At 76.3% G+C, this 23221-nt stretch carries 20 protein-coding genes and 1 riboswitch; of the genes, 11 read left to right on the plus strand and 9 right to left on the minus strand.

From position 1 onward, the window contains the following. Positions 1 to 392 precede the first annotated feature (392 nt). The 5 genes from J0910_RS12960 to J0910_RS12980 all read left to right on the plus strand — a co-directional run bounded on the left by J0910_RS12960 (position 393) and on the right by J0910_RS12980 (position 7287). Positions 393 to 995, plus strand: a complete 603-nt coding sequence (locus tag J0910_RS12960; protein ID WP_026119983.1) for a MerR family transcriptional regulator — start codon at positions 393 to 395, stop codon at positions 993 to 995. Between the two features lie 206 nt (positions 996 to 1201). Then, a riboswitch (glycine riboswitch) is annotated at positions 1202 to 1290 on the plus strand. 134 nt (positions 1291 to 1424) lie between these two features. After that, the gene (gcvP, locus tag J0910_RS12965) at positions 1425 to 4319 is read left to right on the plus strand and encodes an aminomethyl-transferring glycine dehydrogenase (protein WP_420158749.1); all 2895 of its coding nucleotides are present in this window, start codon (positions 1425 to 1427) and stop codon (positions 4317 to 4319) included. A gap of 330 nt (positions 4320 to 4649) precedes the next feature. Further along, positions 4650 to 5216, plus strand: a complete 567-nt coding sequence (locus J0910_RS12970) for a Uma2 family endonuclease (protein ID WP_420161983.1) — start codon at positions 4650 to 4652, stop codon at positions 5214 to 5216. 196 nt (positions 5217 to 5412) lie between these two features. After that, complete coding sequence (locus tag J0910_RS12975) at positions 5413 to 6600, plus strand: tetratricopeptide repeat protein (RefSeq protein WP_420158750.1); 1188 nt, start codon at positions 5413 to 5415, stop codon at positions 6598 to 6600. 69 nt (positions 6601 to 6669) lie between these two features. Further along, positions 6670 to 7287, plus strand: coding sequence for an alpha/beta hydrolase family protein (locus tag J0910_RS12980; protein WP_420158751.1), 618 nt, complete (start codon positions 6670 to 6672; stop codon positions 7285 to 7287). A 135-nt stretch (positions 7288 to 7422) separates the two neighbouring features. Here the strand turns inward: J0910_RS12980 and J0910_RS12985 are convergent, their stop codons facing one another. Next, entirely contained in the window at positions 7423 to 7620 is a 198-nt protein-coding gene (locus J0910_RS12985; RefSeq protein WP_420158752.1) for a DUF5999 family protein, read from the minus strand. A gap of 268 nt (positions 7621 to 7888) precedes the next feature. Beyond that, positions 7889 to 8605, minus strand: coding sequence for an endonuclease V (locus J0910_RS12990; RefSeq protein WP_420158753.1), 717 nt, complete (start codon positions 8603 to 8605; stop codon positions 7889 to 7891). Positions 8606 to 9007: 402 nt separating this feature from the next. Between J0910_RS12990 and J0910_RS12995 the strand changes: the two genes are divergently transcribed. The 3 genes from J0910_RS12995 to J0910_RS13005 all read left to right on the plus strand — a co-directional run bounded on the left by J0910_RS12995 (position 9008) and on the right by J0910_RS13005 (position 12028). Beyond that, positions 9008 to 9739, plus strand: a complete 732-nt coding sequence (locus J0910_RS12995) for a (Fe-S)-binding protein (protein WP_420158754.1) — start codon at positions 9008 to 9010, stop codon at positions 9737 to 9739. After that, positions 9736 to 11238 (plus strand): LUD domain-containing protein, encoded by a 1503-nt coding sequence (locus J0910_RS13000; RefSeq protein ID WP_420158755.1) that lies wholly within the window; start codon positions 9736 to 9738, stop codon positions 11236 to 11238. Before J0910_RS12995 ends, J0910_RS13000 begins: the two co-directional genes overlap by 4 nt. A gap of 133 nt (positions 11239 to 11371) precedes the next feature. Beyond that, positions 11372 to 12028, plus strand: coding sequence for a LutC/YkgG family protein (locus J0910_RS13005; RefSeq protein WP_420158756.1), 657 nt, complete (start codon positions 11372 to 11374; stop codon positions 12026 to 12028). 182 nt (positions 12029 to 12210) lie between these two features. Here J0910_RS13005 and J0910_RS13010 read toward each other — a convergent pair whose 3' ends face one another. From J0910_RS13010 to J0910_RS13025, 4 genes are all read right to left on the minus strand, one after another. Then, on the minus strand, positions 12211 to 13644 hold the full coding sequence (locus tag J0910_RS13010; RefSeq protein ID WP_420158757.1) for a threonine/serine exporter family protein: 1434 nt from the start codon (positions 13642 to 13644) through the stop codon (positions 12211 to 12213). Positions 13645 to 13874: 230 nt separating this feature from the next. Then, positions 13875 to 14555 carry a response regulator gene (locus J0910_RS13015; RefSeq protein WP_420158758.1) on the minus strand — a complete coding sequence of 227 codons (681 nt, stop codon included), beginning with the start codon at positions 14553 to 14555 and terminating at the stop codon, positions 13875 to 13877. 64 nt (positions 14556 to 14619) lie between these two features. After that, positions 14620 to 15948 (minus strand): sensor histidine kinase, encoded by a 1329-nt coding sequence (locus J0910_RS13020; protein WP_420158759.1) that lies wholly within the window; start codon positions 15946 to 15948, stop codon positions 14620 to 14622. Positions 15949 to 16211: 263 nt separating this feature from the next. Further along, a complete protein-coding gene (locus J0910_RS13025; protein WP_420158760.1) occupies positions 16212 to 17045 on the minus strand; it encodes a RecB family exonuclease in 834 nt (277 codons plus the stop codon). A 139-nt stretch (positions 17046 to 17184) separates the two neighbouring features. Here J0910_RS13025 and J0910_RS13030 point away from each other — a divergent pair, with 139 nt between their 5' ends. Beyond that, the gene (locus J0910_RS13030; protein ID WP_420161984.1) at positions 17185 to 18270 is read left to right on the plus strand and encodes a site-2 protease family protein; all 1086 of its coding nucleotides are present in this window, start codon (positions 17185 to 17187) and stop codon (positions 18268 to 18270) included. A 34-nt stretch (positions 18271 to 18304) separates the two neighbouring features. Here J0910_RS13030 and J0910_RS13035 read toward each other — a convergent pair whose 3' ends face one another. Continuing rightward, complete coding sequence (locus J0910_RS13035) at positions 18305 to 18778, minus strand: hypothetical protein (protein ID WP_420158761.1); 474 nt, start codon at positions 18776 to 18778, stop codon at positions 18305 to 18307. A 187-nt stretch (positions 18779 to 18965) separates the two neighbouring features. Then, positions 18966 to 20273, minus strand: a complete 1308-nt coding sequence (locus J0910_RS13040; RefSeq protein WP_420158762.1) for a helix-turn-helix domain-containing protein — start codon at positions 20271 to 20273, stop codon at positions 18966 to 18968. Between the two features lie 161 nt (positions 20274 to 20434). Between J0910_RS13040 and J0910_RS13045 the strand changes: the two genes are divergently transcribed. Further along, the gene (locus J0910_RS13045) at positions 20435 to 20812 is read left to right on the plus strand and encodes a hypothetical protein (RefSeq protein WP_420158763.1); all 378 of its coding nucleotides are present in this window, start codon (positions 20435 to 20437) and stop codon (positions 20810 to 20812) included. A gap of 402 nt (positions 20813 to 21214) precedes the next feature. Here J0910_RS13045 and ppgK read toward each other — a convergent pair whose 3' ends face one another. Beyond that, entirely contained in the window at positions 21215 to 22003 is a 789-nt protein-coding gene (gene ppgK / locus J0910_RS13050) for a polyphosphate--glucose phosphotransferase (RefSeq protein WP_420158764.1), read from the minus strand. 203 nt (positions 22004 to 22206) lie between these two features. Here ppgK and J0910_RS13055 point away from each other — a divergent pair, with 203 nt between their 5' ends. Next, complete coding sequence (locus J0910_RS13055) at positions 22207 to 23169, plus strand: tRNA (adenine-N1)-methyltransferase (RefSeq protein ID WP_420158765.1); 963 nt, start codon at positions 22207 to 22209, stop codon at positions 23167 to 23169. The last annotated feature ends 52 nt before the right edge of the window (positions 23170 to 23221 follow it).

A 23221-nucleotide genomic window follows, 5' to 3' on the forward strand; every position in this document is an offset into this window, starting at 1 on the left:
GACTTGGCGGAGCTTTGCGCGGTTTTTCACGCCGGAGGGAGGGGCGCGGCCCCGGCGGGCCCGGACCGGGACCGGGGACGCTCCGTGACCGTGGCGAGGATCACAGCCGGTGACGGGGGGTGAGCGCCGATTCGGGCGGCCGCCTCCCGTGCCCGAATCCTTGGCGTGTCGTGTCCGCGAGCACCCCGGTGTGTGCTTAACATGGTCGTGAGCTGCCGAAAAGGCCGCCGGAACGGTGTTCAGCGCGTGCTCGTCGAAAGGTTCCGCGACGCGCCGATGAGTGTCGTTGACGCTCTCCGCCGGACCGGCTTACCTTCAATGTCGAAGCACCCGCGGCGCACCCTTCGCAACCCCCTGTCAACCGCCGTGGGCCGAGGAGCCGGAGGTTCGGCGTGGCGGTTACGAGCGGCAATCAGCGGGCCTCCCTCCCCGGGCGAGCGGCGATACGGCGAGCGGGGGAGCAGGGTCTGCTGTGTGAAGAGGACGTGGTGGCGCTGCCCATGGACATCGGCTATCGCGGTCCCACGGCGTGTGCGGCGGCCGGTGTGACCTACCGCCAGCTCGACTACTGGGCGCGGACCCGGCTGGTCGGGCCGAGCGTGCTGCCCGAACCCGGCGCGGCCTCCGTCCCGCTCTACAGCTTCCGCGACATCCTCATGCTCAAAGTGGTCAAGAGGCTGCTGGACACCGGGATCTCGCTGCAGCAGATCCGGACCGCGGTGGAGCACCTGCGCGGCCGGGACACCTCCGACCTGCCGCACATCACCCTGATGAGCGACGGGGTCAGCGTCTACGAGTGCACCTCGCCGACCGAGGTCGTCGAGCTCATGCAGGGCGGCCAGGGCATGTTCGGCATCGCCCTGGGGCGGGTCTGGCGGGAGCTGGAGGGCGCCCTGGGGCAGCTGCCGGGGGAGCGGCTGGCCGAGCCGCTGCCGGACGAGCCGCACCCCGGCGACGAGCTGGCCCGGCGGCGCCGGGAGCGCCGGACGGGCTGACCGGCGCCGGCCCGGCCGCCGCGGGGCGGGGCCGGGCATGCGCGGCGGAGCGGCATCGAGTACGGTCGGGAATCCGTCCACCGGGTCCGCCCGGGGCCGCGCGCCCGCGGGCGGGCGGCGCCCCGGACCGCGTCCGTGCACGTGACGTGGTGCACGAAACGGGCGATTCGGTGGATAATTGCAGGGAAAAGTTCATCACCGGCCGTTGATACCGCGCGGGAGAGACCCCGGCAGGGGCGCCGACGGGGCAATACTCCCCAGTAACCTCTCAGGCACCAGGGACCGCGCGGAGAAGGCCACTCTGAAGCTGCGGACGTGCGGTACGCGCCACGCCCGCACGGTCGCGCGGCCGGCACGGCAGCGAGCGACAGAGGGGGAGACACCGAGGAGAGCAGCCGCGTCCGCGGCCGATGCGACCAGGAGGTCTCCATGCCGGAGCAGCCGACCCCGAAACCCGCCGCAGCAGGGGCGCCGGCCCGTGAATTCGCCGACCGGCACATCGGCCCGGACCCCTCCGCGATCACCGAGATGCTGAAGGCGGTCGGGTACGACTCCACCTCGGCCCTGATGGCGGCGGCGGTCCCGGAGTCGATCCTCACCGCCCCCGGCACCCCGGCCGAGCTCGCCCTGCCCGCCCCGGCCGGCGAGACCGAGGCCCTGGCCGAGCTGCGCGCCCTGGCCGACCGGAACACCGTGCGCACCTCGATGATCGGCCTCGGCTACTACGACACCGTCACCCCGCCGGTCATCCTGCGCAACATCATGGAGAACCCCGCCTGGTACACGGCCTACACGCCGTACCAGCCGGAGATCTCCCAGGGCCGGCTGGAGGCGCTGCTCAACTTCCAGACCATGGTCTCCGACCTGACCGGGCTGGCCGTCTCCGGCGCCTCGCTGCTGGACGAGGCCACCGCCGCCGCCGAGGCGATGACCCTGGCCCGGCGGGCGACCAAGGCCAAGACCGCCACCTTCGTGGTGGACGCCGACGTCTTCCCGCAGACCCTGGACGTGCTGCGCACCCGCGCCGAGCCGCTCGGCATCGAGATCGTCGTCGCCGACCTGGCCGAGGGGCTGCCCGAGGGCGACGCGTTCGGCGTGCTGGTGCAGTACCCGGGCGCCTCCGGCGCGGTGCGCGACCCCAAGCCGGTCATCGACGCCGCGCACGAGGCCGGCGCCCTGGCCGTCGTCGCCGCGGACATCCTCGCGCTGACCGTGCTGCGCAGCCCGGGCGAGCTCGGCGCCGACATCGCGGTCGGCTCCACCCAGCGGTTCGGCGTCCCGATGGGCTTCGGCGGCCCGCACGCCGGCTACATGTCGGTCCGCGAGGGCCTGCAGCGCCAGATGCCCGGCCGGCTGGTCGGCGTCTCGGTGGACAACGCGGGCAGGCCCGCCTACCGGCTCGCCCTGCAGACCCGCGAGCAGCACATCCGCCGGGAGAAGGCGACCAGCAACATCTGCACCGCCCAGGTGCTGCTGGCGGTCATGGCCGGCATGTACGCGGTCTACCACGGCCCCCGCGGGCTGCGCGAGATCGCCGAGCGGGTGCACGGGCACACCGCACGGCTCGCCGAGGGGCTCCGCTCCCGCGGCTTCCAGGTGCTGCACGGCTCCTTCTTCGACACGCTGCGGGTCCGGGTGCCCGCCGGCGCCGAGGCCAAGCTCGAGGCGGCCGCCGCGCGCGGGATCAACCTGCTCCGGGTGGACGCCGACACGGTCGGCATCAGCTGCGACGAGACGACCACCGGCGCGCACGTCGCCGCGGTGATCGCCGCCTTCTCCGGCAAGGACGCCGCCGAGCAGGCCCCCGCCCGGGGCCTGGAGGCGCTGCCGGAAGGGCTCCGCCGCGGCGTCGACTACCTGGACCACGAGGTCTTCAGCAGCCACCGCAGCGAGACCTCGCTGCTGCGCTACATGCGCCGGCTCTCCGACAAGGACCTCGCGCTGGACCGCAGCATGATCCCGCTGGGCTCGTGCACCATGAAGCTCAACGCCACCGCGGAGATGGAGTCGGTCACCTGGCCGGAGTTCTCCCGCCTGCACCCGCTCGCCCCGCTGGAGCAGGCGGCCGGCAGCGTCGCCCTCATCCGCGACCTGGAGAAGTGGCTGGCCGAGGTGACCGGCTACGACGCCGTCTCGCTCCAGCCCAACGCCGGCTCCCAGGGCGAGCTGGCCGGCCTGCTGGCGATCCGCGGCTACCACCGCAGCCGCGGCGATGCGGACCGCGACGTCTGCCTGATCCCCAGCTCCGCGCACGGCACCAACGCGGCCAGCGCGGTGATGGCCGGCATGCGGGTCGCTGTGGTCGCCTGCGACGACGGGGGCAACGTCGACCTGGACGACCTCCGCGCCAAGCTGGCCAAGCACGAGGGATCGGTCGCCGCGATCATGGTCACCTACCCCTCCACGCACGGCGTCTTCGAGGAGACCATCACCGAGGTCTGCCGCCTGGTGCACGAGGCCGGCGGCCAGGTCTACGTGGACGGCGCCAACTTCAACGCGCTGCTCGGCTGGGCCAAGCCGGGGAAGTTCGGCGCCGACGTCAGCCACCTCAACCTGCACAAGACGTTCTGCATCCCGCACGGCGGCGGCGGCCCCGGCGTCGGCCCGGTGGCGGTCCGCTCGCACCTGGCGGGCTTCCTGCCCAACCACCCGGGCCAGCCGGACGCCGGCCCGCACACCGGCGTCGGCCCGGTCTCCGCGGCCCCGTTCGGCTCGGCGGGCATCCTGCAGATCTCCTGGGCCTACATCCGGATGATGGGCGGGGACGGCCTGCGCGCCGCGACCGAGACCGCGGTGCTCAGCGCCAACTACGTGGCCAAGCGGCTGGAGCCGTACTACCCGGTGCTCTACACCGGCGCGGGCGGCCTGGTCGCGCACGAGTGCATCATCGACGTCCGCGGCCTGGCGAAGAAGACCGGGATCACCAACGAGGACATCGCCAAGCGCCTGATCGACTACGGCTTCCACGCGCCGACGATGTCCTTCCCGGTCGCCGGGACCCTGATGGTGGAGCCCACGGAGAGCGAGGACCTGGCCGAGCTGGACCGGTTCATCGACGCGATGATCGCGATCCGCGGCGAGATCGACCGGGTGGCCGAGGGCGGCTACGACGCCGAGGACAACCCGCTGAAGAACGCCCCGCACACCGCCGAGGCGCTCACCGCCGACGACTGGAAGCACTCCTACCCGCGCAGCGAGGGCGCCTACCCGGTGGCCCGGCTGCGCCAGGAGAAGTACTGGTCCCCGGTGGGCCGCATCGACCAGGCCTACGGCGACCGCAACCTGGTCTGCTCCTGCCCGCCGCCGGAGGCGTTCGAGGAGTAGGCCGCCGGTGCGCCCCGGGCCCGCCGCACCCGCGCGGTGCGGCGGGCCCGCGCGCTTCCCTGGCCCGCTGCGGGCAGGTGGGGCGGGCCGCGGCGCTTCCTTCCGATTCGCTCGGTGGCCCGGCGGGCGCGCTCGGCCGCCGTACCCGCCGTGCGCCCCGCCCCCGGCCCCTACGGCCGGGGTGCTGGTGCCGGTCCGTGCGCATGCGGTGGAATGGGGATGAGGGAAACCCCGGAGGAACGTCGTCGAGTCGTGACAGGATGTGACCGTCAGATGTCCGACAACGAGGAGTCGACCATGACGGCACTCGCCGTGGAGCCTGCCTGGGATGTGTTGCCAGAGGCCGCAACTCCAGAGGCGGACCTGTTCGAGATCCTCGACAGCCTGCCCGAAACGAAGCTCTGGCGGGCGGAGATCCTGGATGGGGAGACCATCACCTTGTCGCCTACCCCTATCGGCCTGCACCAGGAGAACGTCTACATCCTGGCTGAATCCCTGCGGCCGGGCCTTCCCGACGGACACAGGTGCGAGTCGAACCTCCAGATCCGGATCCCCGAGATCGCGCGCAGCGTGGTCCCGGACCTGTTCGTGGCGCCCCGGTCGGTACTGCGTACCGGTGACCACAGCATCGCCCCGGACGACGTCCTCTTCGTGGCCGAGGTCGTCTCTCCCGGAAGCCGCAAGGCCGACCGGGTGCTCAAGCCGGAGATCTACGCCAAGGCGATGGTCGAGCTGTACCTGCTGGTCGACCCGATCGAGGGGAGTGGCACGCTGTACGCCCGACCGGACGGGAAGCGGTTCCAGAGCCAGCGGAAAGAGCCTTTCGGGGCGAAGATCGAACTGCCCGACCCCTTCAACATCCAGCTGGACACCTCGAACTTCCTCCCTTATGAGTGACGGGGCCCGCCGCCGACCGCCCCGCACGTAGGGGCAAATCGGAAATCTACGACATAAAGGTGATTGTTTTCGCGCTTTCCCCGGAGAAGGCGCCGCAACGTACGGAGCCCCTTAGTAGGAACCGTTAGTCTCCGAGGGACAGAGCAGCCGCCGCCGCGCGCGGCGGGATCCCCGCCCCCTCGGAGAGTTGCACGGGATGACAGCGACGACCGGAACCCCCGCCACCGGCGCACCCGATGAGGAGCCCGAATTCGCCGACCTCTGCGAGCAGGCCCGCGACCTGGCGGAGACCGGGCATTTCGCGCGGGCGGCCCAGGTCTACGAGCAGGTGCTGGACGGCGGATCGCGGGCGCACCGGGCGCGGGCCGCGATGGGCCTCGCGGTGGCGCGGCACGGCGAGGGGAAGGTGCGCGCGGCGCGGGAGGCGGCGCATACCGCCATCGGGACCGGCCACCCGGAGTTCGCCCCGCGGGCCGCCTGCCACCTCGCCCTCTCCTATGAGGAGGAAGGGCTCGGCGGGGAGGCCGAGCGCGCCTGGCTCCGGGCGCTGGACTCCGGCAACGAGCGCTACGCGGCCGCCGCCCACCACGGACTGGCCCGGATCGCCGAGGAGCGCGGCGACGGAGAGGCCGCCCGCGGCCACTGGGAGGGCGCGCTGGACGGCGGCGCCGACACGGTTCCGGAGGCGGCCCGGGACTACGCCGAGCGGCTGCTGGCCCGCGGCGAGCCCGGCCGCGCGGAGGAGGTGCTCCGGCGCGGGCTGGACTTCGGCGAGGACCCGGAGCTGCGCCTGCTGCTGGGGGCGGTGCACGTGGAGCGGGCCATCGCCGAGTTCGGCGCGGTGGCCGGGGCCGCCGAACCCGGCGGCGGAGGGGCGGCCCCGGCCCCGCCGGGCGCCGCGGCCACCGCGGTCGAGCTGCTGGCCCGGCTGCTCCTGCTGCGCGGCGACCCCGACGGCGCGGGCCGGGCCTGGGAGCAGGGCCTGGCGCACCGGGACCCGGAGGTCGCCGCGGACGTGCACGGCCGGCTGCGCCGGGGGTTCCTGGAGCCCGACCCGGACGCGGCGGAGGCCGGGGCGGTCCCGTGGTGGGACCCCTACCTGGAGGCGGCCGCCGCCGAGGGCAGCACGCCGATGCTGGCCGGGGAGCTCTTCGCGGCCCTGGGCGAGATGCACGCCCGGGCGGCGCTGCCGCTGGCCGAGGGGGAGGCGCGGGTCGCCGCGCTGCGCACCGCGCTGGAGGAGGCGGTGCGTGTCCCCGGCCCCTACGTCTGGGGGCGCGCCCTGCACGACGACTTCCGCGAGCGGCTCCGCCTGGCCTCCGGCTCCCGCGAGGACGTGCTCCCCGAGGGCTGGCCGGAGCACGGGGAGCGGCGGGCGGACTGATCCCGGCCCTTTTCCGGCGGCCGCACCGCCGGCCCGGGAGGCGGGCGGCCGCGGCGCTAGGTTGAGGGCATGGAGATCGAGATCGACACGCCGAGGGGGCCCGGGCGGGCCGATGTGGAGCTGCCGGAGGGGGAGGCGCGGTACCTGCTCGCGATCACCCACGGTGCGGGCGGGGGAGTGGACGCCCCGGACATCGCGGCGGTGCGCGATGCGGTGCTCGCCGCGGGCGGGGCGGTCGCCCGGGTCACCCAGCCGTACCGGGTGGCCGGGAAGCGGATGCCGGGGGCGGCGACGGGGCCGCAGGACGAGGCGTGGCGGGTGCTGATCGAGAAGGTGCGGACCGGGTCCGGCGCGGCCGGCCTGCCGCTGGTGCAGGGCGGGCGGAGCAACGGGGCGCGGGTGGCGTGCCGGACGGCCGCCGCGGTGGGGGCGGAGGCCGTCGTGGCGCTGGCCTTCCCGCTGCACCCGCCGAAGCGGCCGGAGCGGTCGCGCGCCGGCGAGCTGCGCGGGGCGGGCGTCCCGGTGCTGGTGGTCAACGGGGACCGGGACCCCTTCGGGGTGCCGGACGCCGCCGACGCCGACACCCTGGAGGTGCTCCCGGGGGAGCGGCACGAGCTGGCGAAGGACCCGGCGGCGGTGGGCCGGCTCGTGGCCGGGTGGCTGGACCGGCGCTTCCCCGCCGGCTGAGCGGGCGCTCCGGAGCCGCCGCGGCGGCCCCCCGGCCCCGGTCGGCCGAGCACGGGCGCGCCCGCCCATCCTCGGCGCTCATGGGCGGGCGCGTCCGGGCTCGGCGCGGGGCCCGGAGGGCCGGGGAGCGGTGCCTCAGGCGGCGGCGCGCACCACGCCGGGGCGGTGCGGCGCGACGATCCGGCCGTCGGGCAGCAGCTCACCGGTGTCCTCGAACAGCACGACCCCGTTGCACAGCAGGCTCCAGCCCTGCTCGTGGTGGTCGGCGATGACTCGGGCAGCCTCACGGTCGACGGCGTCGTAGGACGGGCATTCGGGTTCGTGACGGCACATGGCGCGCCTCCCGTTTCGGTCGTACGTGCGGAGCCTGACCTCGGCCCCATCGGAACCATAGTGGCCTGAACCACACCCTGCTGTGTGTTCTCGCATATTCAGACGCACTCGGAGCCGGTTTGGATCGATCGGATTCCGGTCGATTCACTCCTGATTCTCACCGGCGCCTACGACAATCCGGGGGCCCGTTTCCCAGGATCCGGCATCGGCCGGAAAAAACATCGCACGGTGCGCGGCGTGTCCCTCCGGGCGGTCGCGGGGCGGGCGCTCAGGTGCCGGAGAGCCCGGCCAGGGCGTCGCGGGAGAGCCGGTCGGCGCGGCGCACCGTCTCGGGCAGCCGGAACTCGGGGGTGAGCCGGAGCACCAGGCCGGTGGCGCCGTCCAGGTCGGCCCGGTGCCCCACCGAGACGTAGACCGGGCGGACGCCGGTGCGGGTGCGCAGCGCGCGGCCGACCACCTCCTCCGCGCCGGACCCGCTCTCCGCGAGGAGGGGGCTCCAGTCGCCCCGCCGCGGGCCGGGCTCCTCGGCGCGGCCGGTGAAGGGCGACTTGCCGACCCCGATCGCGGGCCGGTCCAGCAGCCAGCCGAGGTGGCAGGCGAGCCCGAAGCGGCGCGGGTGGGCCAGGCCGAAGCCGTCGCAGACGTAGACGTCGGGCTCGGTGGAGAGGCCGCGGACGGCCTCCAGCAGCGGGGGCAGCTCCCGGAAGGCGAACAGGCCGGGGAGGTAGGGGAAGGAGGGGGCGGCGTGCGCGGTGGCGGAGTCGACGACCTCCAGGCCGGGCAGGGAGAGCACCACGGCCGCGGCGACCAGCCGCTCGTCGTTCCGGTCGTAGGAGACGTCCAGTCCGGCGGCGAGCCGCACCCCGGCGGCGTCCAGCGGGTCCTGCCGGACCTCGCGGGCGAGCCGGGCCTGCAGGGCGCGGGCCCGGTCCGGGTCGGAGGGCCAGAGCCCGGGGTCGTCGGCGCGGGAGGGAAGGGCGGTCATGGCGGAGAACCCTAGTACGCCGGGGCCGGTGCGCGGATGAGGGGCGGCGTCCCGGGCAGGCGGCGGAGCGGGGCCTCCGGCCGGTCCGGGCCGCACGTTCCGGAGGACCGCCGTTCCGCGCTCCGGGGCGCCCGCGTTCCGGTCGGCCGGCCCGGGGGCGGGACGCGGTGGGGCCGGGCGGCGCCTCGCGGGCAGTGCCCCGTCGGTGAGGCGGGCCGGAGACTTCGGATGGGAGGGCCGGGCGTCTCCGGGGAGGGGCGCCGGGGCCGGGGGATGGCCGGAGGCGGCCGCCCGGATCGTCTCGGAAACCCGCCGGAACGCCTGCGGAGGCGGAATCGCGGTGTTTAGTATGGCCGTGTTTTCTGTGTCCGGTGCGCTCACGGAGGTCGCTGGGGAGGACGGGTGCGGGTCGGGTTGTTCGTCGCTTGCCTCACCGACGCGGTCTTCCCGGAGACGGGGCGGGCCGCGGTGCGGCTGCTGCGCCGGCTGGGGTGCGCCGTGGTCTATCCGCAGGAGCAGACCTGCTGCGGGCAGGCGCACCACACCTCCGGCTACCGGCGCGAGGCGACCGGCCTGGCGGCGCGGTTCGCCGAGGTGTTCGACGGGTGCGAGCTGGTGGTGACGCCTTCGGCGTCGTGCGCCGCGATGGTCCGCGACCACTACCCGGCCCTGGCCGGGCGGGAGCCGCGGATCGCCCGGGCGCCGCGGACCCTGGAGTTGACCGAGTTCCTCGTCGACGTGCTCGGGGCGGTCGACGTGGGCGCGTCCTTCCCGCACCGGGTCGCCTACCACCCGGCCTGCCAGGCGCTCCGGTCGCTGCGCACCGGGGACCGCCCGCTCCGGCTGCTGCGCGAGGTGCGCGGCCTGGAGCTGGTCGAGCTGCCCGGAGCCGAGGAGTGCTGCGGTTTCGGCGGGGCGTTCGCCTGGAAGAACGCGGACACCTCGGTGGCGATGGTCGCCGACAAGGTGCGGCGGATCGGCGGGAGCGGGGCCGAGGTGGTCTGCTCCGACGACGACGCGTGCCTGATGCAGATCGGCGGGGCGCTGTCCCGGCTGCGCGGCGGGGTGCGCGCGGTGCACCTGGCGGAGATCCTCGCGGAGACCGCGCCGGCGCCGGGGCGGGCGCGGCGGTGAGCCCGCAGACGGGGCCGGGCCTGCCCTGGGCGCGGCTGCTCCGCGGCGGGGCGCGCCGGGGCGGCGGCACCGGTGGCGGGGCGGGGCCGCCGCGGTTCGCCGACGCCGCCCGCGAGGCCCTGGCCGACGCCGACGCGCGCCGGTCCCGGGCCGCGGCTGCGGAGGCCCGCCGGGCGGCCGCCGCCCGGGGCAGGGCGGCCGAGGGGGACTGGGAGGGGCTGCGGCGGCGCGCCGCGGACGTCCGGGCCAGGTCCCTGGGCGACCTGGAGCGGCTGCTCGTCGCGTTCGAGAAGAACGCCACCGCGGCCGGGGCGCGGGTGCACTGGGCGCGCGACGCCGCGGAGGCCGGCCGGGTGGTGGCGGGGATCCTCGGGGCGGGGCCGGGGGCGGTGGCCCGCTCCTCCTCGGCGACCCTCGGCGAGCTCCGCATCGACGAGGCGCTGCGCGGCGGCGGTGCCGAGGTGCGCGCCGCGGCGGTGGCCGATCTGATCGCCGAGGCGCGGGGCGCCGGGGGCGGTGCGCCGCGCGGCCACGGCCGGGCCCGGGCGCGGGCCGCTCTGGCCGGGGTGCTTCCCGGTGCGCAGGAGGAGCTGCCCGCCGACCCCGGGGCGCTGGTCGGGGCGGCCCGGGACCACCTGCGGGAGGTGCTGCTGTCCGCTCGGGCCTCGCTGACCGGGGCGAACGCGCTGGTGGCCGAGACCGGCAGCGTCGTGGCACTGGAGAGTGAGGGGAACGTCCGGCTGGGGGCGGCGGCGCCGCGCACCCTGGTGAGCGTCGCCGGGATCGACAAGGCGGTGCCGGCCTGGTCGGACCTGGCGGTGCTGGTCCGGGCCTGGTCGCGCTCGGCGACCGGGGGGCCGATGCCGCCGGTGCTGTCCACCTGGACCGGTGCGGCCGCGGGCGACGGCCCGCAGGAGGTGCACGTGGTGCTGGTCGACGCGGGGCGGACCCGGGCGCTCGCCGACCGCACCGGCCGCCAGGCCCTGCGCTGCATCCGGTGCACCGCCTGCATGGACGTCTGCCCGGTCTACGAGCGGACCGGGGACGCGCCCTACGGGGCGGTGCACACCGGCCCGATCGGCGCGGCGCTCGTCCCGCAGCTGCGCGGGACGCGGTCGGCGAGGGAGGCGTCGCTGCCGTTCGCCTCGACGCTGTGCGGTGCCTGCGGGCAGGTGTGCCCGGTCGGGGTGGACATCCCGGCGGTGCTGCTGGAGCTGCGGGCCCGGGTGGTGGACGAGCGGCGGGCCGCCCCGGTGCCGCCGCCGGAGAAGGTGGCGGCGCAGAGCGCGGAGTGGGTCATGTCGGATGAGCGGCGGTACCGGCGGGCGCAGCGGGCCTGGGAGCGGTGGGCGCGGGTGGCGGCCCGGGGCGGGCGGATCCGCCGGCTGCCGGGCCTGCTGGGCCGCTGGACCGAGGCGCGCGACCTGCCCGCCCCGCCGCGGCGCTCCTTCCGGGAGTGGTGGGCCGGCGGGGGGTCCGCGGAGGGGGAGGGGCGGTGAGCCGCCCGCCGGGGGGCGGCGGCGCGCCCGTTCCGGGCCGGCCGCGCCCGGCCGCGGGCGTTCCCGTGCGCGGGGCCGGGGCGGTGGGCGCGGGGCGGCGGGGAGGCCGGGGCGGGGCGGGCGGAGGGCGCGGATGAGCGGTTCCGGGGGCGACGCGGCGCGGGACGAGATCCTCGCGCGGGTGCGGCAGGCCCAGGTGGCGGCGGGCGCGCCGGCCGCGGAGGCGGCGGTGCCCGGGGAGGCGGGGCGGGGCCCCGGCGTCCGGGCGCCGGAGGAGGTGTTCACCGAGCGGCTGGCCGCGCTGGGGGTGGGGGTGCAGCACGTGACCGGCGCCGAGGACCTGCCCCGGATGGTCGCCTCGGCGCTGTGGGCGAGCGGGGCCGCCCGGGTGGCGGTGCCCAAGGGGCTGCCCGCCTCGTGGCTGGCGGAGCTGGACGGGGTGCGGGTGGTGCGGGACGACCCGCCGCACGCGCCGCTGCCGGTGCGCGAGCTGGAGGGCGCGGACGCGGCGGTCACCCGGTGCGCGCTGGCGGTCGCCGAGACCGGGACGCTGGTCTTCGACGGCGGGGTGGGGCAGGGGCCCCGGCTGCTGTCCGCACTGCCCGGCCACCACCTGTGCGTGGTGGAGGCCGGGCAGGTCGTCTGGGACATGCGGGCCGCGCTGGCCGCCCTCGACCCGCTCCGGCCCACCACCTGGGTCACCGGGACGACCCGGTCGGCCGCGGTGGGCGCGGCGGAGGTGCGCGGTGTGCACGGCCCGGACCGGATCGACGTGGTGCTGGTGGACTGAGGGGCGCGGTGCGGCCGGTTCCCGGGGGCGGCCTGCGGCGCGGGCCCCGGGAGGCGGCGGGGGAGGGGCGGGGGCCGCCGCCCGCCCCCCCTTCTCCCGGTGCCCGGGGCGCGGCCCTGGGCGGCGGTTCCCGCCGGCCGGCGTGCCGCCCGCGCGGGGCGGGCGGCCGCGCGGGCGGGGCCTCAGCTGCCGCCGCGGGTGCGCCGGGCGGCCGGGCGGTGCCGGCGGCCGGCGCCGGCCAGCCCGCCGCGCTGGAAGGCGCGGACCAGCTCGCCGCCGAGGTTGACCCCGGCGCCGAGGGCCAGGCCGACGGCGACCGCCTCGCTGATGGTGAGCAGCCCGTCGGCGGGGTGGCCCATGGTGATCTCCAGCAGGCCCCGGTAGAGGATGCTGCCGGGGAGCAGCGGGGCGATGGCGGGGATGACGTAGGGCAGGACGGGGCGCCGGCTGCGGCGGGCCAGCCAGTGGCCGATCATGCCGATGACGACCGCGCCGGCGACCGCGCCGACCACCGCGGGGGCGTCGAAGGCGATCCGCGCGCCGGCGTAGATCAGCCAGATGACCACGCCCATCGCCCCGATGGCGGGCAGCATCCGCGGCGGCACGGTGAGCGAGACCGCGAACGCCATGGCGATGCCGGCCGCGCCGATGAGCACCCACGGGTCGACGGTGGTCCCGGCGGAGGGGAGGTTCTCCAGGTCCATGTTGACGCCCAGCCGGATCGCGGCGTAGGCGATGGCGCCGACCCCGGAGATGATCGCGCCGAGGGTGAAGAAGACCTCCAGCAGCCGTGCGGAGGAGGAGACGTAGCTGCCGCTGATGCCGTCCTGGAGGCTGGAGACGAGCGGGCGCCCGGGCAGCAGCGCCATGATGTTGCCGGTGATGATCGCGCCGGCCTGCAGGCCCAGGTCGAGCTGGCTGCTGGCCCACAGCAGCCCCACGCCGATCACCGAGGCGGTCGCCGAGGCCACCGCCATCTGGTAGAACTCGGCGATCCCCCGGTTGGCCAGGAAGACGGCGGCGCGGTCGCCGAGCACGGTGGCGATGAACGCGGCGGCGGCGACGATGAACCCGCCGCCCACCATCAGGCCGGCGCTGGAGGCGATGAGGCCGAACCCGGTGATGATGACCCAGTTGGGGTAGGGCGAGCGGGAGCGCTTGATGGACCGGAGGCGGGCGATGGCGCCCTCCAGCTCGGTCAGGCCCAGCGCGGCGTCCTGCACCAGTGTGTGCAGCTCGTTGACCCGGTGGTAGTCCAGGGTGCGCCGGCGGACGACGCGCTCCCCGGTGATCGGCGGGCTGTCGCCGCCGGGGTGGGTGGAGAGCGAGATGACGGTGAAGGTCACCGACACCTCGGTGCGGGGGAGTTCGAAGGCGACCGACAGGCTCAGCATCGCCTCGCTGACGGCCTCGGTGCTCTCCCCGCTGGCCAGCATCAGCTCGCCGACGCGCAGCACCAGGTCGATGGCGCGCGGGTCGGGCAGGGTCTCGTCGGTGTCGTCGTCGGAGCCGTCGGCGTGCGGGTCGGCCTCCCGGGAGGAGCGCCAGTCGCGGAGCCGGCTGAGGAGGTTGTCCTCGTCGGAGGGCTCCGGCCGCTGCGGCGGGTTCTCGGCCATGGGCGGTTCTCGCTACTTCGCGATCGTGGGTGCTGCGGTCGGGTCGGCCGGACGGCGGTTCGCGCCGCTCCGGCCAGGGGTGGGACGCCGCGTCCGGGCGGCCGGTTGGCGCCCGTGTGGCGGACCGGCCGGTGAGGTCGGTCACGGCTCCCATCGTCCCAGCCGACCGGCGGAAACGGGGTGATCCGGCGTGATCCGGGGCGGGTGTCGGCCCGTGCCCCGGGGGCGGGTCAGTCCGCTCCGCCGGGGCGGACGATCCCGGTCTCGTAGGCGTGCACCACCGCCTGGACGCGGTCGCGCAGGCCGAGTTTGGTGAGCACGTTGCCGACGTGCGTCTTGACGGTGGTCTCGCTGACCACGAGGCGTCCGGCGATCTCGGAGTTGGACATGCCCCGGGCGAGCAGCCGGAGCACCTCCCGCTCCCGCTCGGTGAGGCGGTCCAGGCCGGGGGAGGCGGCCTCGCGGGTGCTGGGCAGCTTGTCGGCGAACCGGTCGAGCAGCCGGCGGGTGATGGTGGGCGCGACGATGGCGGCGCCGTCGGCGACCACCCGGATGGCGCCGGCCAGCTCGTCCGGCGGGACGTCCTTGAGCAGGAAGCCGCTGGCGCCCGCGCGCAGCGCCTCGACGACGTACTCGTCCAGGTCGAAGGTGGTCAGCACGAGCACCCGCATGGAGTGGCCGGCCCCCCGCGCCCAGGAGAGGACCTCCCGGGTCGCCTCGATGCCGTCCTTGCCGGGCATCCGGATGTCCATCAGGACCACGTCGGGCAGGAGGCGCTTGGCGGAGGAGACGGCGCCGTGGCCGTCGGAGGCCTCGCCGACGATGGAGATCTCCTCCTCCGCCTCCAGGATGAGGCGGAAGCCGGTGCGCAGCAGCGGCTGGTCGTCGACGAGCAGAACACGGATGGGCATGGGGGGATTCTTCCCGATCCGCGCCCCCGGCCGCACCTCCGCCCCCGGCGGGTGCGGGCCGGGGTCAGCCGCGGTCGTGCAGCGGGATCCGGGCGCTGACCCGGAAGCCGCCGTCCGGCAGCGGGCCGGTGTCCAGCTCTCCGCCGAACATGGCGGTCCGCTCGCGCATGCCGAGGATGCCGTGGCCGGGTTCGTCGGCGTCCCCGGCCGGGGGGCCGGGGGCGGGGCGGCGGCCGGCGCCGTCGTCGGTGACCTCCACCGCGATCTCGCCGGGGCGGTAGTCCAGCCCGACCCGGGCGCGGGCGCCCGGTCCGGCGTGCTTGAGCACGTTGGTCAGCGACTCCTGCACCACCCGGTAGACGGTGAGGCCCTGCACCGGGGGCAGGTCGCGGGCGGCGCCGGAGACGCGGAGCTCGGCGTCCACCCCGGCGTCGCGCAGGTGGCCCAGGAGCGCGCCGATGTCGGCGACGCCGGGCTGGGGGCTGCGCGCGGCGCGGTCGTCGCGGTCCGGTTCCGACATGCGCAGCACGCCCACGATCCGGCGCATCTCGGCGAGGGTCTCCCGGCCGGTGCGCTCGATCTCGGCGAGCGCCTGCTCGGCCCGCTCCGGGGAGCGGCCGATGACCCGGCGGCCCGCGGTGGCCTGCACCGTCATCACGCTGACGTGGTGGGCGACCACGTCGTGCAGCTCGCGGGCGATGCGGGAGCGCTCCTCGGCGAGCACGGCGCGGGCGTGGGCGTCCCGGGCGCGCTCGACCCGGCGGGCGTGCTCGCGGACCTCGGCGGTGTCGAAGGCGCGCAGCCGCACCAGGCGGCCCAGCCACCAGGCGAAGGCCATGGAGCCCAGTGCGAAGGCGTACGGCGCCCACCAGGGCCGGGCCGGGTCGGGCGGCGCCGAGGCGGCGTGCAGCGCGGCGGCGTCGGCGGCCCCGGCCAGTGCGATCGACGCCAGTGAGCGGGCCAGCGGTAGGTAGCGGCCGATGGAGTAGGAGGCGATCACGATGCCGGCGGAGGCGGCGCCCCAGGTGAAGGCGCCGGCCTGCTCGGCGGCGGTTCCGCCCGCGATGAGCAGCAGGAGCACGGTGAGGGGGCGGCCGCGGCGCAGCGGCAGGAGGAGCGCGAGCGCGGCGCCGGCGGCGTGCCCGGCGGTGTCGCGGGGCCAGGTCGCGGCCCATTCGGGGGTGCCGGCGGCGGTCAGCAGGACCGCGGAGTTCAGTGCGGCCGGACCCAGTACGAGGAGGGCGTCGGTGATCCGGTCGCGGCGGCGCTCCGGGGGGCGCGGCCGGGCCGAGGGCAGCAGGGCGGCCAGGTTCCGGACCGCGGTCCGGGCGCGGGCCCGGGACCGCCGCTGTCGCCCGGGTTCAGGAGGCGCCGTCGAGGCGGTTTCGGTCACCTCCCCAAACTAGGCCGGGCCGCTTCCCGGGGTGACCTTCCCGGGGCGGATCCGCCCTCATCCCTCCGGACGAGCGGGGCCGGCCGCTCCACCGCGGTCGGCGGCGGGGGTCCCCGCCGGGGCCTGCGGCTCCTCGCCCTCCGGGGCCGGGAAGGGCGGCGGGCCCCGCCGCCGTGGAGCGGGCCGCTCCCGGGCGGCCGCGGGGGCGGTCCGCGGCGCCGGGGCCTCACGGGCCTGCCCCTGCGGCCGGGGGCGGCCCGGGGCTAGCGGCGGGGGGAGATCTCCGGGAGGGGCGGCGGGGTGCCGCCGAACTCGGGGCAGACGGCCTGGTGGTCGCACCAGCCGCAGAGCGGGGTGCGGCGCGGCCGCCACTCGCCGCTGCGCGCGGTCGCCTCGATGTCGTGCCAGATGGCGAGGATCTCCGCCTCCGCGGCGCGCAGCTCCTGCTCGGTGGGGTCGTACCAGCGGGTCACGCCGTCGGCCAGGTACATCAGCTGCAGCCGGGTCGGCACCTCGCCCAGTTCGCGCCAGAGCATCACGCCGTAGAAGAAGATCTGGAACTTGGCCTTGTCCTCGTAGCGCGGCTTGGGCGACTTGCCGGTCTTGTAGTCGACCACGCGGATCTGCCCGGCGGGGGCCACGTCGAGCCGGTCGACGTAGCCGCGCAGCCGCAGCCCCGACTCCAGGGTGACGTCCAGCCGCAGCTCCCGGTCGCGCGGCTCCAGGCTCTCCGGGCGCTCCATGTCGAAGTAGCGCTCCACCAGGGAGCGGGCCGACTCCAGCCAGGCGTCCAGGTCCTCGGCCCCCTCGCCGGCGAACAGCTGCTCGCTTTCCGGGCGGGAGGTGCGCAGCCGCTCCCACTGCGGGTCGACCAGCGACCGGGCGGTGCGCGGGGTGCGCGCCTCGGCCGGCAGCTCGAACAGCCGCTCCAGGACGGCGTGGACCAGGGTGCCGCGCAGCGCGGCCGAACTGGGCTTCTCCGGGAGGCGGTCGATCACGCGGAACCGGTACAGCAGCGGGCACTGCAGGAAGTCGGCGGCCCGGGAGGGGGACAGGGCCGGTAGGAGTGCCGGAAGGGCCGGGCGGGCGGTGTCCATGTTCCAACGATAGGCCCGCGCCCGCCGCGGTTCCGCCCTTCCCGGAACCGCGTAGCCTGGCAGTGTGACGACGGACGACGGCAACGCCTCCCAGGGGCCGGCGGCGCGCGGCAGCGGCGGCCGGAGGTCGGGCTGGCTCATGGCCCGCCCCTACGGGATCCCCATCTACGTGACCCCTTCCTGGCTGGTCATCGCCGCCATCATCACCATCCTGTACGAGCCCGTGGTGGAGTCGCTGCTCCGCCTGGGCCCGGCCTCCTACCTCGTCGCGTTCGTGTTCGCGGTGCTGCTGTACGCCTCGGTGCTGGTGCACGAGCTGGCGCACGCCGTGGTGGCGCGGAGGTTCGGCATCCCGGTGGAGCGGATCACGCTGTTCATGCTCGGCGGCGTCACCGAGATGCGGGGCGAGGCGCGCACCCCGGGCCGGGAGTTCCTGATCGCCTTCGCCGGGCCGCTGCTCTCCCTGGTGCTGGCGGCGATCGGGTGGGCGGCCCAGTGGTTCGTCCCGCCGGACACGGTGCCCGGGGTGCTGCTGTGGCAGCTGTTCGTGGCCAACCTGCTGGTGGGCGTCTTCAACCTGATGCCGGGGCTGCCGCTGGACGGCGGCAAGGTGGTGCGCTCGGCGGTGTGGGCGCTGACCCGCAGGCCGAACGCGGGCACCGTGGTGGCCGCGTGGGGCGGCCGGGTGCTGGCGGTGTTCGTCATCGGGATGCCGTTCCTGCTCTACCTGCCCTCCGGGCGGATGCCGAGCGTCTTCATGGTGCTGCTGGGGGTGCTGCTCGGCGGCTTCATGTGGATGGGGGCCGGGTCCGCGCTGCGCGGCGCCCGGTTCCGGGAGCGCGTCCCCCGGCTGCGGGTGCGGCTGCTGGCCCGGCGCGCCGCCGCGGTGCCCTCCGGGACCCCGCTGGCCGAGGCGGACCGCCGGATGGCCGAGGCCGACGCCGGCGCGGTCCTGGTGACCGACTCCTCCGGTGCCCCGGTCTCGATCGTCTCGGACGACGCCGCCGGGGCGGTGCCGGAGGACCGCCGGCCGTGGATCTCGGTGGACCACGTCTCCCGTGCGGTGACGGCCGGCGCCGTCATCCCCGCCGACCTGGAGGGCGAGCGGCTGCTCGCCGCGATGCGGGCCCACCCGGCCGCCGAGTACCTGGTGGTCCGTGAGGACGGCGGCGTCTTCGGGGTGCTGCGCACCAAGGACGTCGACGACGCCTTCGCCGGGATCTGACCGGCCCCCTTCCCGCCCCCGCCCGCGGGCGGCCTCAGCGGCGGGCGCCCTCCGGCCATATGACGGCGGTGGGCCGTTCGGCGGCGTGCGCGTAGCCGACGATGTCGGCGGTGCCGCCCGGCCCGCGGGCCGGGCGGCCGTCCCAGACCGCGATCAGCTCGTCGCAGTGGTCCACCATGTAGCGGCCGGCCTCCAGGTGGGCCCGGGCGGTGGAGTCGATGTGCGGCAGCCGGTGCACCAGGCGGGCGCGGGCCAGCAGGGCGTCGTAGACCGGGTGGTGGGCGGAGGGCAGGCCGTCCCGGTACCGCTCGGCGGGCACGACCGCCTCCAGCGGCGCGCCCAGGTCCAGCACCGCCCGGGCGAACAGCGCGTCGGCGCCGTCGGCCAGGCAGGACAGCCCGATCAGGCGGCCCCGCAGCGGCTCCAGCCGGGCGCGGACCGCGCGGTCGATGCGGGCCTCCGCGTCCGGGGGCAGGCCGCGGTGGCCGGTGATGGCGATGCGTCGCACGGTGACGCTCCCCTCCTGTGGTTCGGGCCTGTGCTTCGGGGGCGCGGGGCCCGGCCCCGCCCGAGCGGGCGCGGCCGCGCCCGGACCCGGGAGACAGGCCTTGTCCTGGGAATACCCGGTCGGCCGGGGTGCGGCTCCGGGCGGTGCGCCGGAGGCGCGGAGCGCGCGGGACGCGCGGCGCGGCGCCTCACGGCAGCGGCGGCAGGCCCCCCGTCAGGGCGGCGGTGAGCTGGTCGTCCAGCCGGTCGGCGCCGGGGCCGCGCGCCCGGTAGGAGCGGCGGAAGCCGCGGACCCGGTCCACCACCCGCTCGGACCGCAGCCGGACGCCGACGGCCAGCGCGTCGGCGGCCAGCCGGAGCGCCTCGTCCCCGTCGCCCGCGTCGGCGTAGGCCTTGGCCAGCTCCACCTGGAGGATCGCGCTCTGCTTGGGCCCCGGGCGGGCGCCGGCGAAGGCCTCGGCGAAGGCGTCGTGGGCCTGGCGGGGCCGGTGCAGCCGGACGCCGGCCAGGGCGCGGTAGCCGGCGACCTTGGCGTGGTCGAAGGCGAACACCCAGGGCCAGGGGGGTTCGGCGTTGTCGGAGCGGTTCACCGCCTGCTCGGCCAGGGCGATCTCGTGGTCGGCCTCGGCGGCGGCGCCCATGCCCGCGTGGCCGAGCGCCCGCACGCAGGCCAGCCAGGCGGTGGCGGTGGGGTGGGCGCCGGGGCCGAGCCGCCGGCCGGCCTCGTGCGCCAGCGACAGCCCCAGCGCCGGGTCGTCGGCGTCGATCTCGAACGCGGCGAGGCTGCCGAGCATGTAGACGTCGAGCAGGCGCTGCCCGGCGCGGCGGGCCCGGTCCACCGAGGCCCGGTAGAAGGCGCGGGCCGACCCGGCGTCGCCCATGTCGGCGTGGAGCCAGGCGGCGAACCCGGCGGCCTCGCTCGCGGCCGCGGCGACGTCGGCGGCGAACGGCGTGCCCTGGGCGCGCTTCAGGGTGCGCCCGGCCAGTTCGACGTGGGCCACCGCGCCCCGGGCGAGGTCGCGGGCGGGGGAGGAGGCGTCCAGGCGCCTCTGCCCGCCGGTGATGGCGCGGAGCGTGGCGGCGGTCTGCTCATGGATCTCGCTGTCGGCTGGGGCCGTGCCGCCGCGCCGCTGCGCCGATGCGAGCGGCAGCGTGAGCGCGGAGACGGTCACGGCCTTGCCGAATTCCCTGCGTCGCGTGGGATCAGCCCCCTTAGCCGGTTCGGCGGCGCCGCCGAACCGGAGCAGGTGGAGCGGGATCCCGAGGCGGCCTGCGAGGTCGCGGACCTGGTCGATGGTGAGTGACTGCTGGCCGTTGACCACGCGTGACACCCAGCTCTGGGAGTAGCCGACCGCTTTGGCCAGCTCTCCCTGGGACCAGCCCCGCGTGCGGCGGATGTCCTCGACGATCGTGGCGATGTCACAGGTGGCCAGTGCCGCTGCGGTGGCCGGGCGCGTCCAAAACTCCGGCGGCAGAGCGCCGTCTCGCTGGGGCATGAGCCTAGGTTAGGGTCGCCACCTGGGGTTGGTGGCTATGTGTGAGAGAAATGATGCTATGCGTAGCGCGCATATCGCTGTCCCCGAAGTCGTCGGTGGTGCAGAGTCAAGGGACTGAAGTCCCTGTGTCGCAGGGATTCCGAACACAATCAGGAGGGTGGATGAGAGGGGAGAACCGCGGGCCCGAAAAGCCCTGTCTGGCCGGAAGCGGTCATGAGCTTGACCGGGGCGCCGACCCCGGATGGGCGCGCGCGCTCAGCGGGCTCACCGCAGAACTCCGCTCCCGGGGCCTGGACGTCGGCATCGACGGGCGCACCGGCGTCGTCGAGGCGACCGTCGAGGGGGCCTCCCGGCGCACCCAGCGGGCGGTGCTCCGCCCGCACCGCGGCCGGCTGTGGTGGTGGCTCCGCTGGGAGGAGGAGGCCGCCGGCGCCGGGTGCGCGATGCGGCACGCCCCCCTCACCCCCGCCGCCCGCACCGGCGACGCGGCGCGCAGGATCGCCGGCGTGATGGGCCCGGTCCGCACCGGGATCGGCTAGAGACCACTCCCTACCCGCCCCCCCCGCAGTGCCCTCCGCGCAATCCCCGGCGCGCGGCGGGCACGCCCGCCCCTCCTTCCGCCGCGGACCCGTCCGCGGCGGAAGGAGGGGTGCGGTCGGGCGGACCCGCGCCCGCTCCCGCACGGGAGACCGGGGCGCGGACCGATGCCGGGCGGGGCCGCCCGCACCCTCCCCTCGCGGGCCGGCCCCGCCCTCCCTCGGCGGCGCGGTGCAGAGGGGCCGGAGAAGAAGAGGGGCCCGCGGGCCCGCGCCGGCCCGGTCCCGGTGCCGGAGGGGGCCGGGACGCGGCCGGACCGGCCCGCCGGGCGGCCCGGCCGCGTCCCCCGCCGGCCCGGGGCGGAAGGGGCCGGAGGCTCCGCGGAGAGGCGGAGGGGGCGGCGCTCAGCGCGGGAAGCGCTCGGCGGCCAGCAGCGCCGCGCCGACGATGCCCGCCGAGTTGCGCAGCCGGGCCGGGACGAGCTCCGCGCGGGTGCGCACGCGCGGGAGGAACTTGTCGGCCTTGCGGCTGACCCCGCCGCCGACCACGATCAGGTCCGGCGAGAGCAGCTTCTCCACCTCGTCGTAGTAGCGCTGCAGCCGCTCGGTCGCCCACTCCTCGTAGGACAGCCCCTCGCGCTCCTTGGCGGCCGATGAGGCGCGGGTCTCCGCGTCGTGCCCGTCGATCTCCAGGTGCCCGAACTCGGTGTTGGGCACCAGGTGCCCCCCGGTCAGCAGGGCGGTGCCGATGCCGGTGCCCAGGGTGGTCAGCAGCACCACCCCGCGCACCCCGCGGGCCGCGCCGTAGCGGTGCTCGGCGACCGCCGCGGCGTCGGCGTCGTTGACCACCGCGACCGGGCGGCCGGCCGCCGCCCCGCACAGCTTCTCCGCGTCCGCGCCGACCCAGGCGTCGTCCACGTTGGCGGCGGTGCCGACGACCCCGCCGCGCACCACCCCCGGGAAGGTCACCCCGACCGGGGCGCCCTCGCCGGCGTGCGCGCCGATCCGCTCGGCGATCTCCGCCACCACCCGGGCCACCGCCGCGGGGGTGGACGGGTGCGGCGTGTGGATCTTGACCCGGTCCGTGGTGAACGCCCCCGTGCCCAGGTCGACCGGGGCGCCCTTGATGCCGCTGCCGCCGATGTCGATGCCCAGCCCCACGCCGTGCGCCGCGGCCGCGCCGTCACTCGCCATGATCCGCCCTCTCCGGTGCAGTCGGTGCCGCGGATCCGGCCGATCCGCACTGTGTGAGATGCCCCCTCGCCCGCCGATTACGCCGTGTCCGACCACGGCGGATAGCCTGGGCGCTCGCGCAGTCCGGCGGGAGGGGCGGGCGCCCGGAAGGGGCGGCGCGCCCCGTTCCCGCGCCACGTACGACCCCGGAGAGACGAGCACCAGTGACCGGCATCCACGGCCGCCGAGGACCCTTCGGCGACGGCGACATCGTGCAGCTGACCGACCCCAAGGGGCGGATGCACACCATCACCCTGAAGGCCGGTTCGGCGTTCCACACCCACCGCGGGCGGCTCGACCACGACGACCTGATCGGCAGCCCCGAGGGCAGCGTGGTCCGCTCCACCTCGGGCACCGCCTACGTCGCGCTCCGCCCGCTGCTGCTGGACTTCACCCTGTCCATGAAGCGCGGTGCGACCATCGTCTACCCCAAGGACGCGGCGCAGATCGTGGCCCAGGCCGACGTCTTCGCCGGCGCCCGGGTGATCGAGGCGGGGGCCGGCTCCGGCTCGCTGTCCAGCTGGCTGCTGCGCGCGGTCGGCGACAGGGGGAAGGTGTACTCCTTCGAGCGGCGCGAGGACTTCGCGGCGATCGCCCGGGAGAACGTGCGCCGCTACTTCGGCGAGGTGCCCGAGGCCTGGGAGCTGACCGTGGGCGACCTCAACGAGGCGCTGGCCGGCCCGGACGCGCCGACCGAGGTCGACCGGGTGGTGCTGGACATGCTGGCCCCCTGGGAGTGCGTCGGCCCGGTGGCCGAGGCGCTCATCCCCGGCGGGCTGTTCTGCGCCTACGTCGCCACCACCACCCAGGTCTCCCGGGTGGTGGAGGAGCTGCGCGAGCACGGCTCCTTCTACGAGCCGCACGCCTGGGAGACCATGGTGCGCAATTGGCACGTGGAGGGACTGGCGGTCCGCCCGGACCACCGGATGATCGGGCACACCGGTTTCCTGGTCACCGCCCGCCGGCTGGCGGACGGCGCGGAGGCCCCCGAGCGGCGCCGCCGCCCGGCCAAGGGTGCTTATGGGGAGGACTGGGCCAGAACGCGCGAAGGGCGCGGATCGGGAAGCGCCGGAGAAAGTGCTGCGGAAGGGGCCGGCAACGGCGCTCCGGAACCCGCCGGGGACTAGGCGAGGACGTTACTTTCTCATTACGACGGGTGCCTCATTACCAGTCTGACCT

The organism is Nocardiopsis oceanisediminis (assembly GCF_048595525.1).
GTDB lineage: Bacteria > Actinomycetota > Actinomycetes > Streptosporangiales > Streptosporangiaceae > Nocardiopsis_A > Nocardiopsis_A oceanisediminis.

Coding starts and splice junctions, on each gene's coding strand:
- J0910_RS13005 (WP_420158756.1), top strand. CDS start 11,372: ATGAGCGGTTCCGGGGGCGACGCGGCGCGGGACGAGATCCTCGCGCGG.
- ppgK (WP_420158764.1), bottom strand. CDS start 22,003: ATGGCGAGTGACGGCGCGGCCGCGGCGCACGGCGTGGGGCTGGGCATC.
- J0910_RS12975 (WP_420158750.1), top strand. CDS start 5,413: ATGACAGCGACGACCGGAACCCCCGCCACCGGCGCACCCGATGAGGAG.
- J0910_RS12985 (WP_420158752.1), bottom strand. CDS start 7,620: ATGTGCCGTCACGAACCCGAATGCCCGTCCTACGACGCCGTCGACCGT.
- J0910_RS12990 (WP_420158753.1), bottom strand. CDS start 8,605: ATGACCGCCCTTCCCTCCCGCGCCGACGACCCCGGGCTCTGGCCCTCC.
- J0910_RS13045 (WP_420158763.1), top strand. CDS start 20,435: ATGAGAGGGGAGAACCGCGGGCCCGAAAAGCCCTGTCTGGCCGGAAGC.
- J0910_RS13040 (WP_420158762.1), bottom strand. CDS start 20,273: ATGCCCCAGCGAGACGGCGCTCTGCCGCCGGAGTTTTGGACGCGCCCG.
- J0910_RS13010 (WP_420158757.1), bottom strand. CDS start 13,644: ATGGCCGAGAACCCGCCGCAGCGGCCGGAGCCCTCCGACGAGGACAAC.
- J0910_RS13015 (WP_420158758.1), bottom strand. CDS start 14,555: ATGCCCATCCGTGTTCTGCTCGTCGACGACCAGCCGCTGCTGCGCACC.
- J0910_RS12980 (WP_420158751.1), top strand. CDS start 6,670: ATGGAGATCGAGATCGACACGCCGAGGGGGCCCGGGCGGGCCGATGTG.
- J0910_RS13030 (WP_420161984.1), top strand. CDS start 17,185: ATGGCCCGCCCCTACGGGATCCCCATCTACGTGACCCCTTCCTGGCTG.
- J0910_RS13025 (WP_420158760.1), bottom strand. CDS start 17,045: ATGGACACCGCCCGCCCGGCCCTTCCGGCACTCCTACCGGCCCTGTCC.
- gcvP (WP_420158749.1), top strand. CDS start 1,425: ATGCCGGAGCAGCCGACCCCGAAACCCGCCGCAGCAGGGGCGCCGGCC.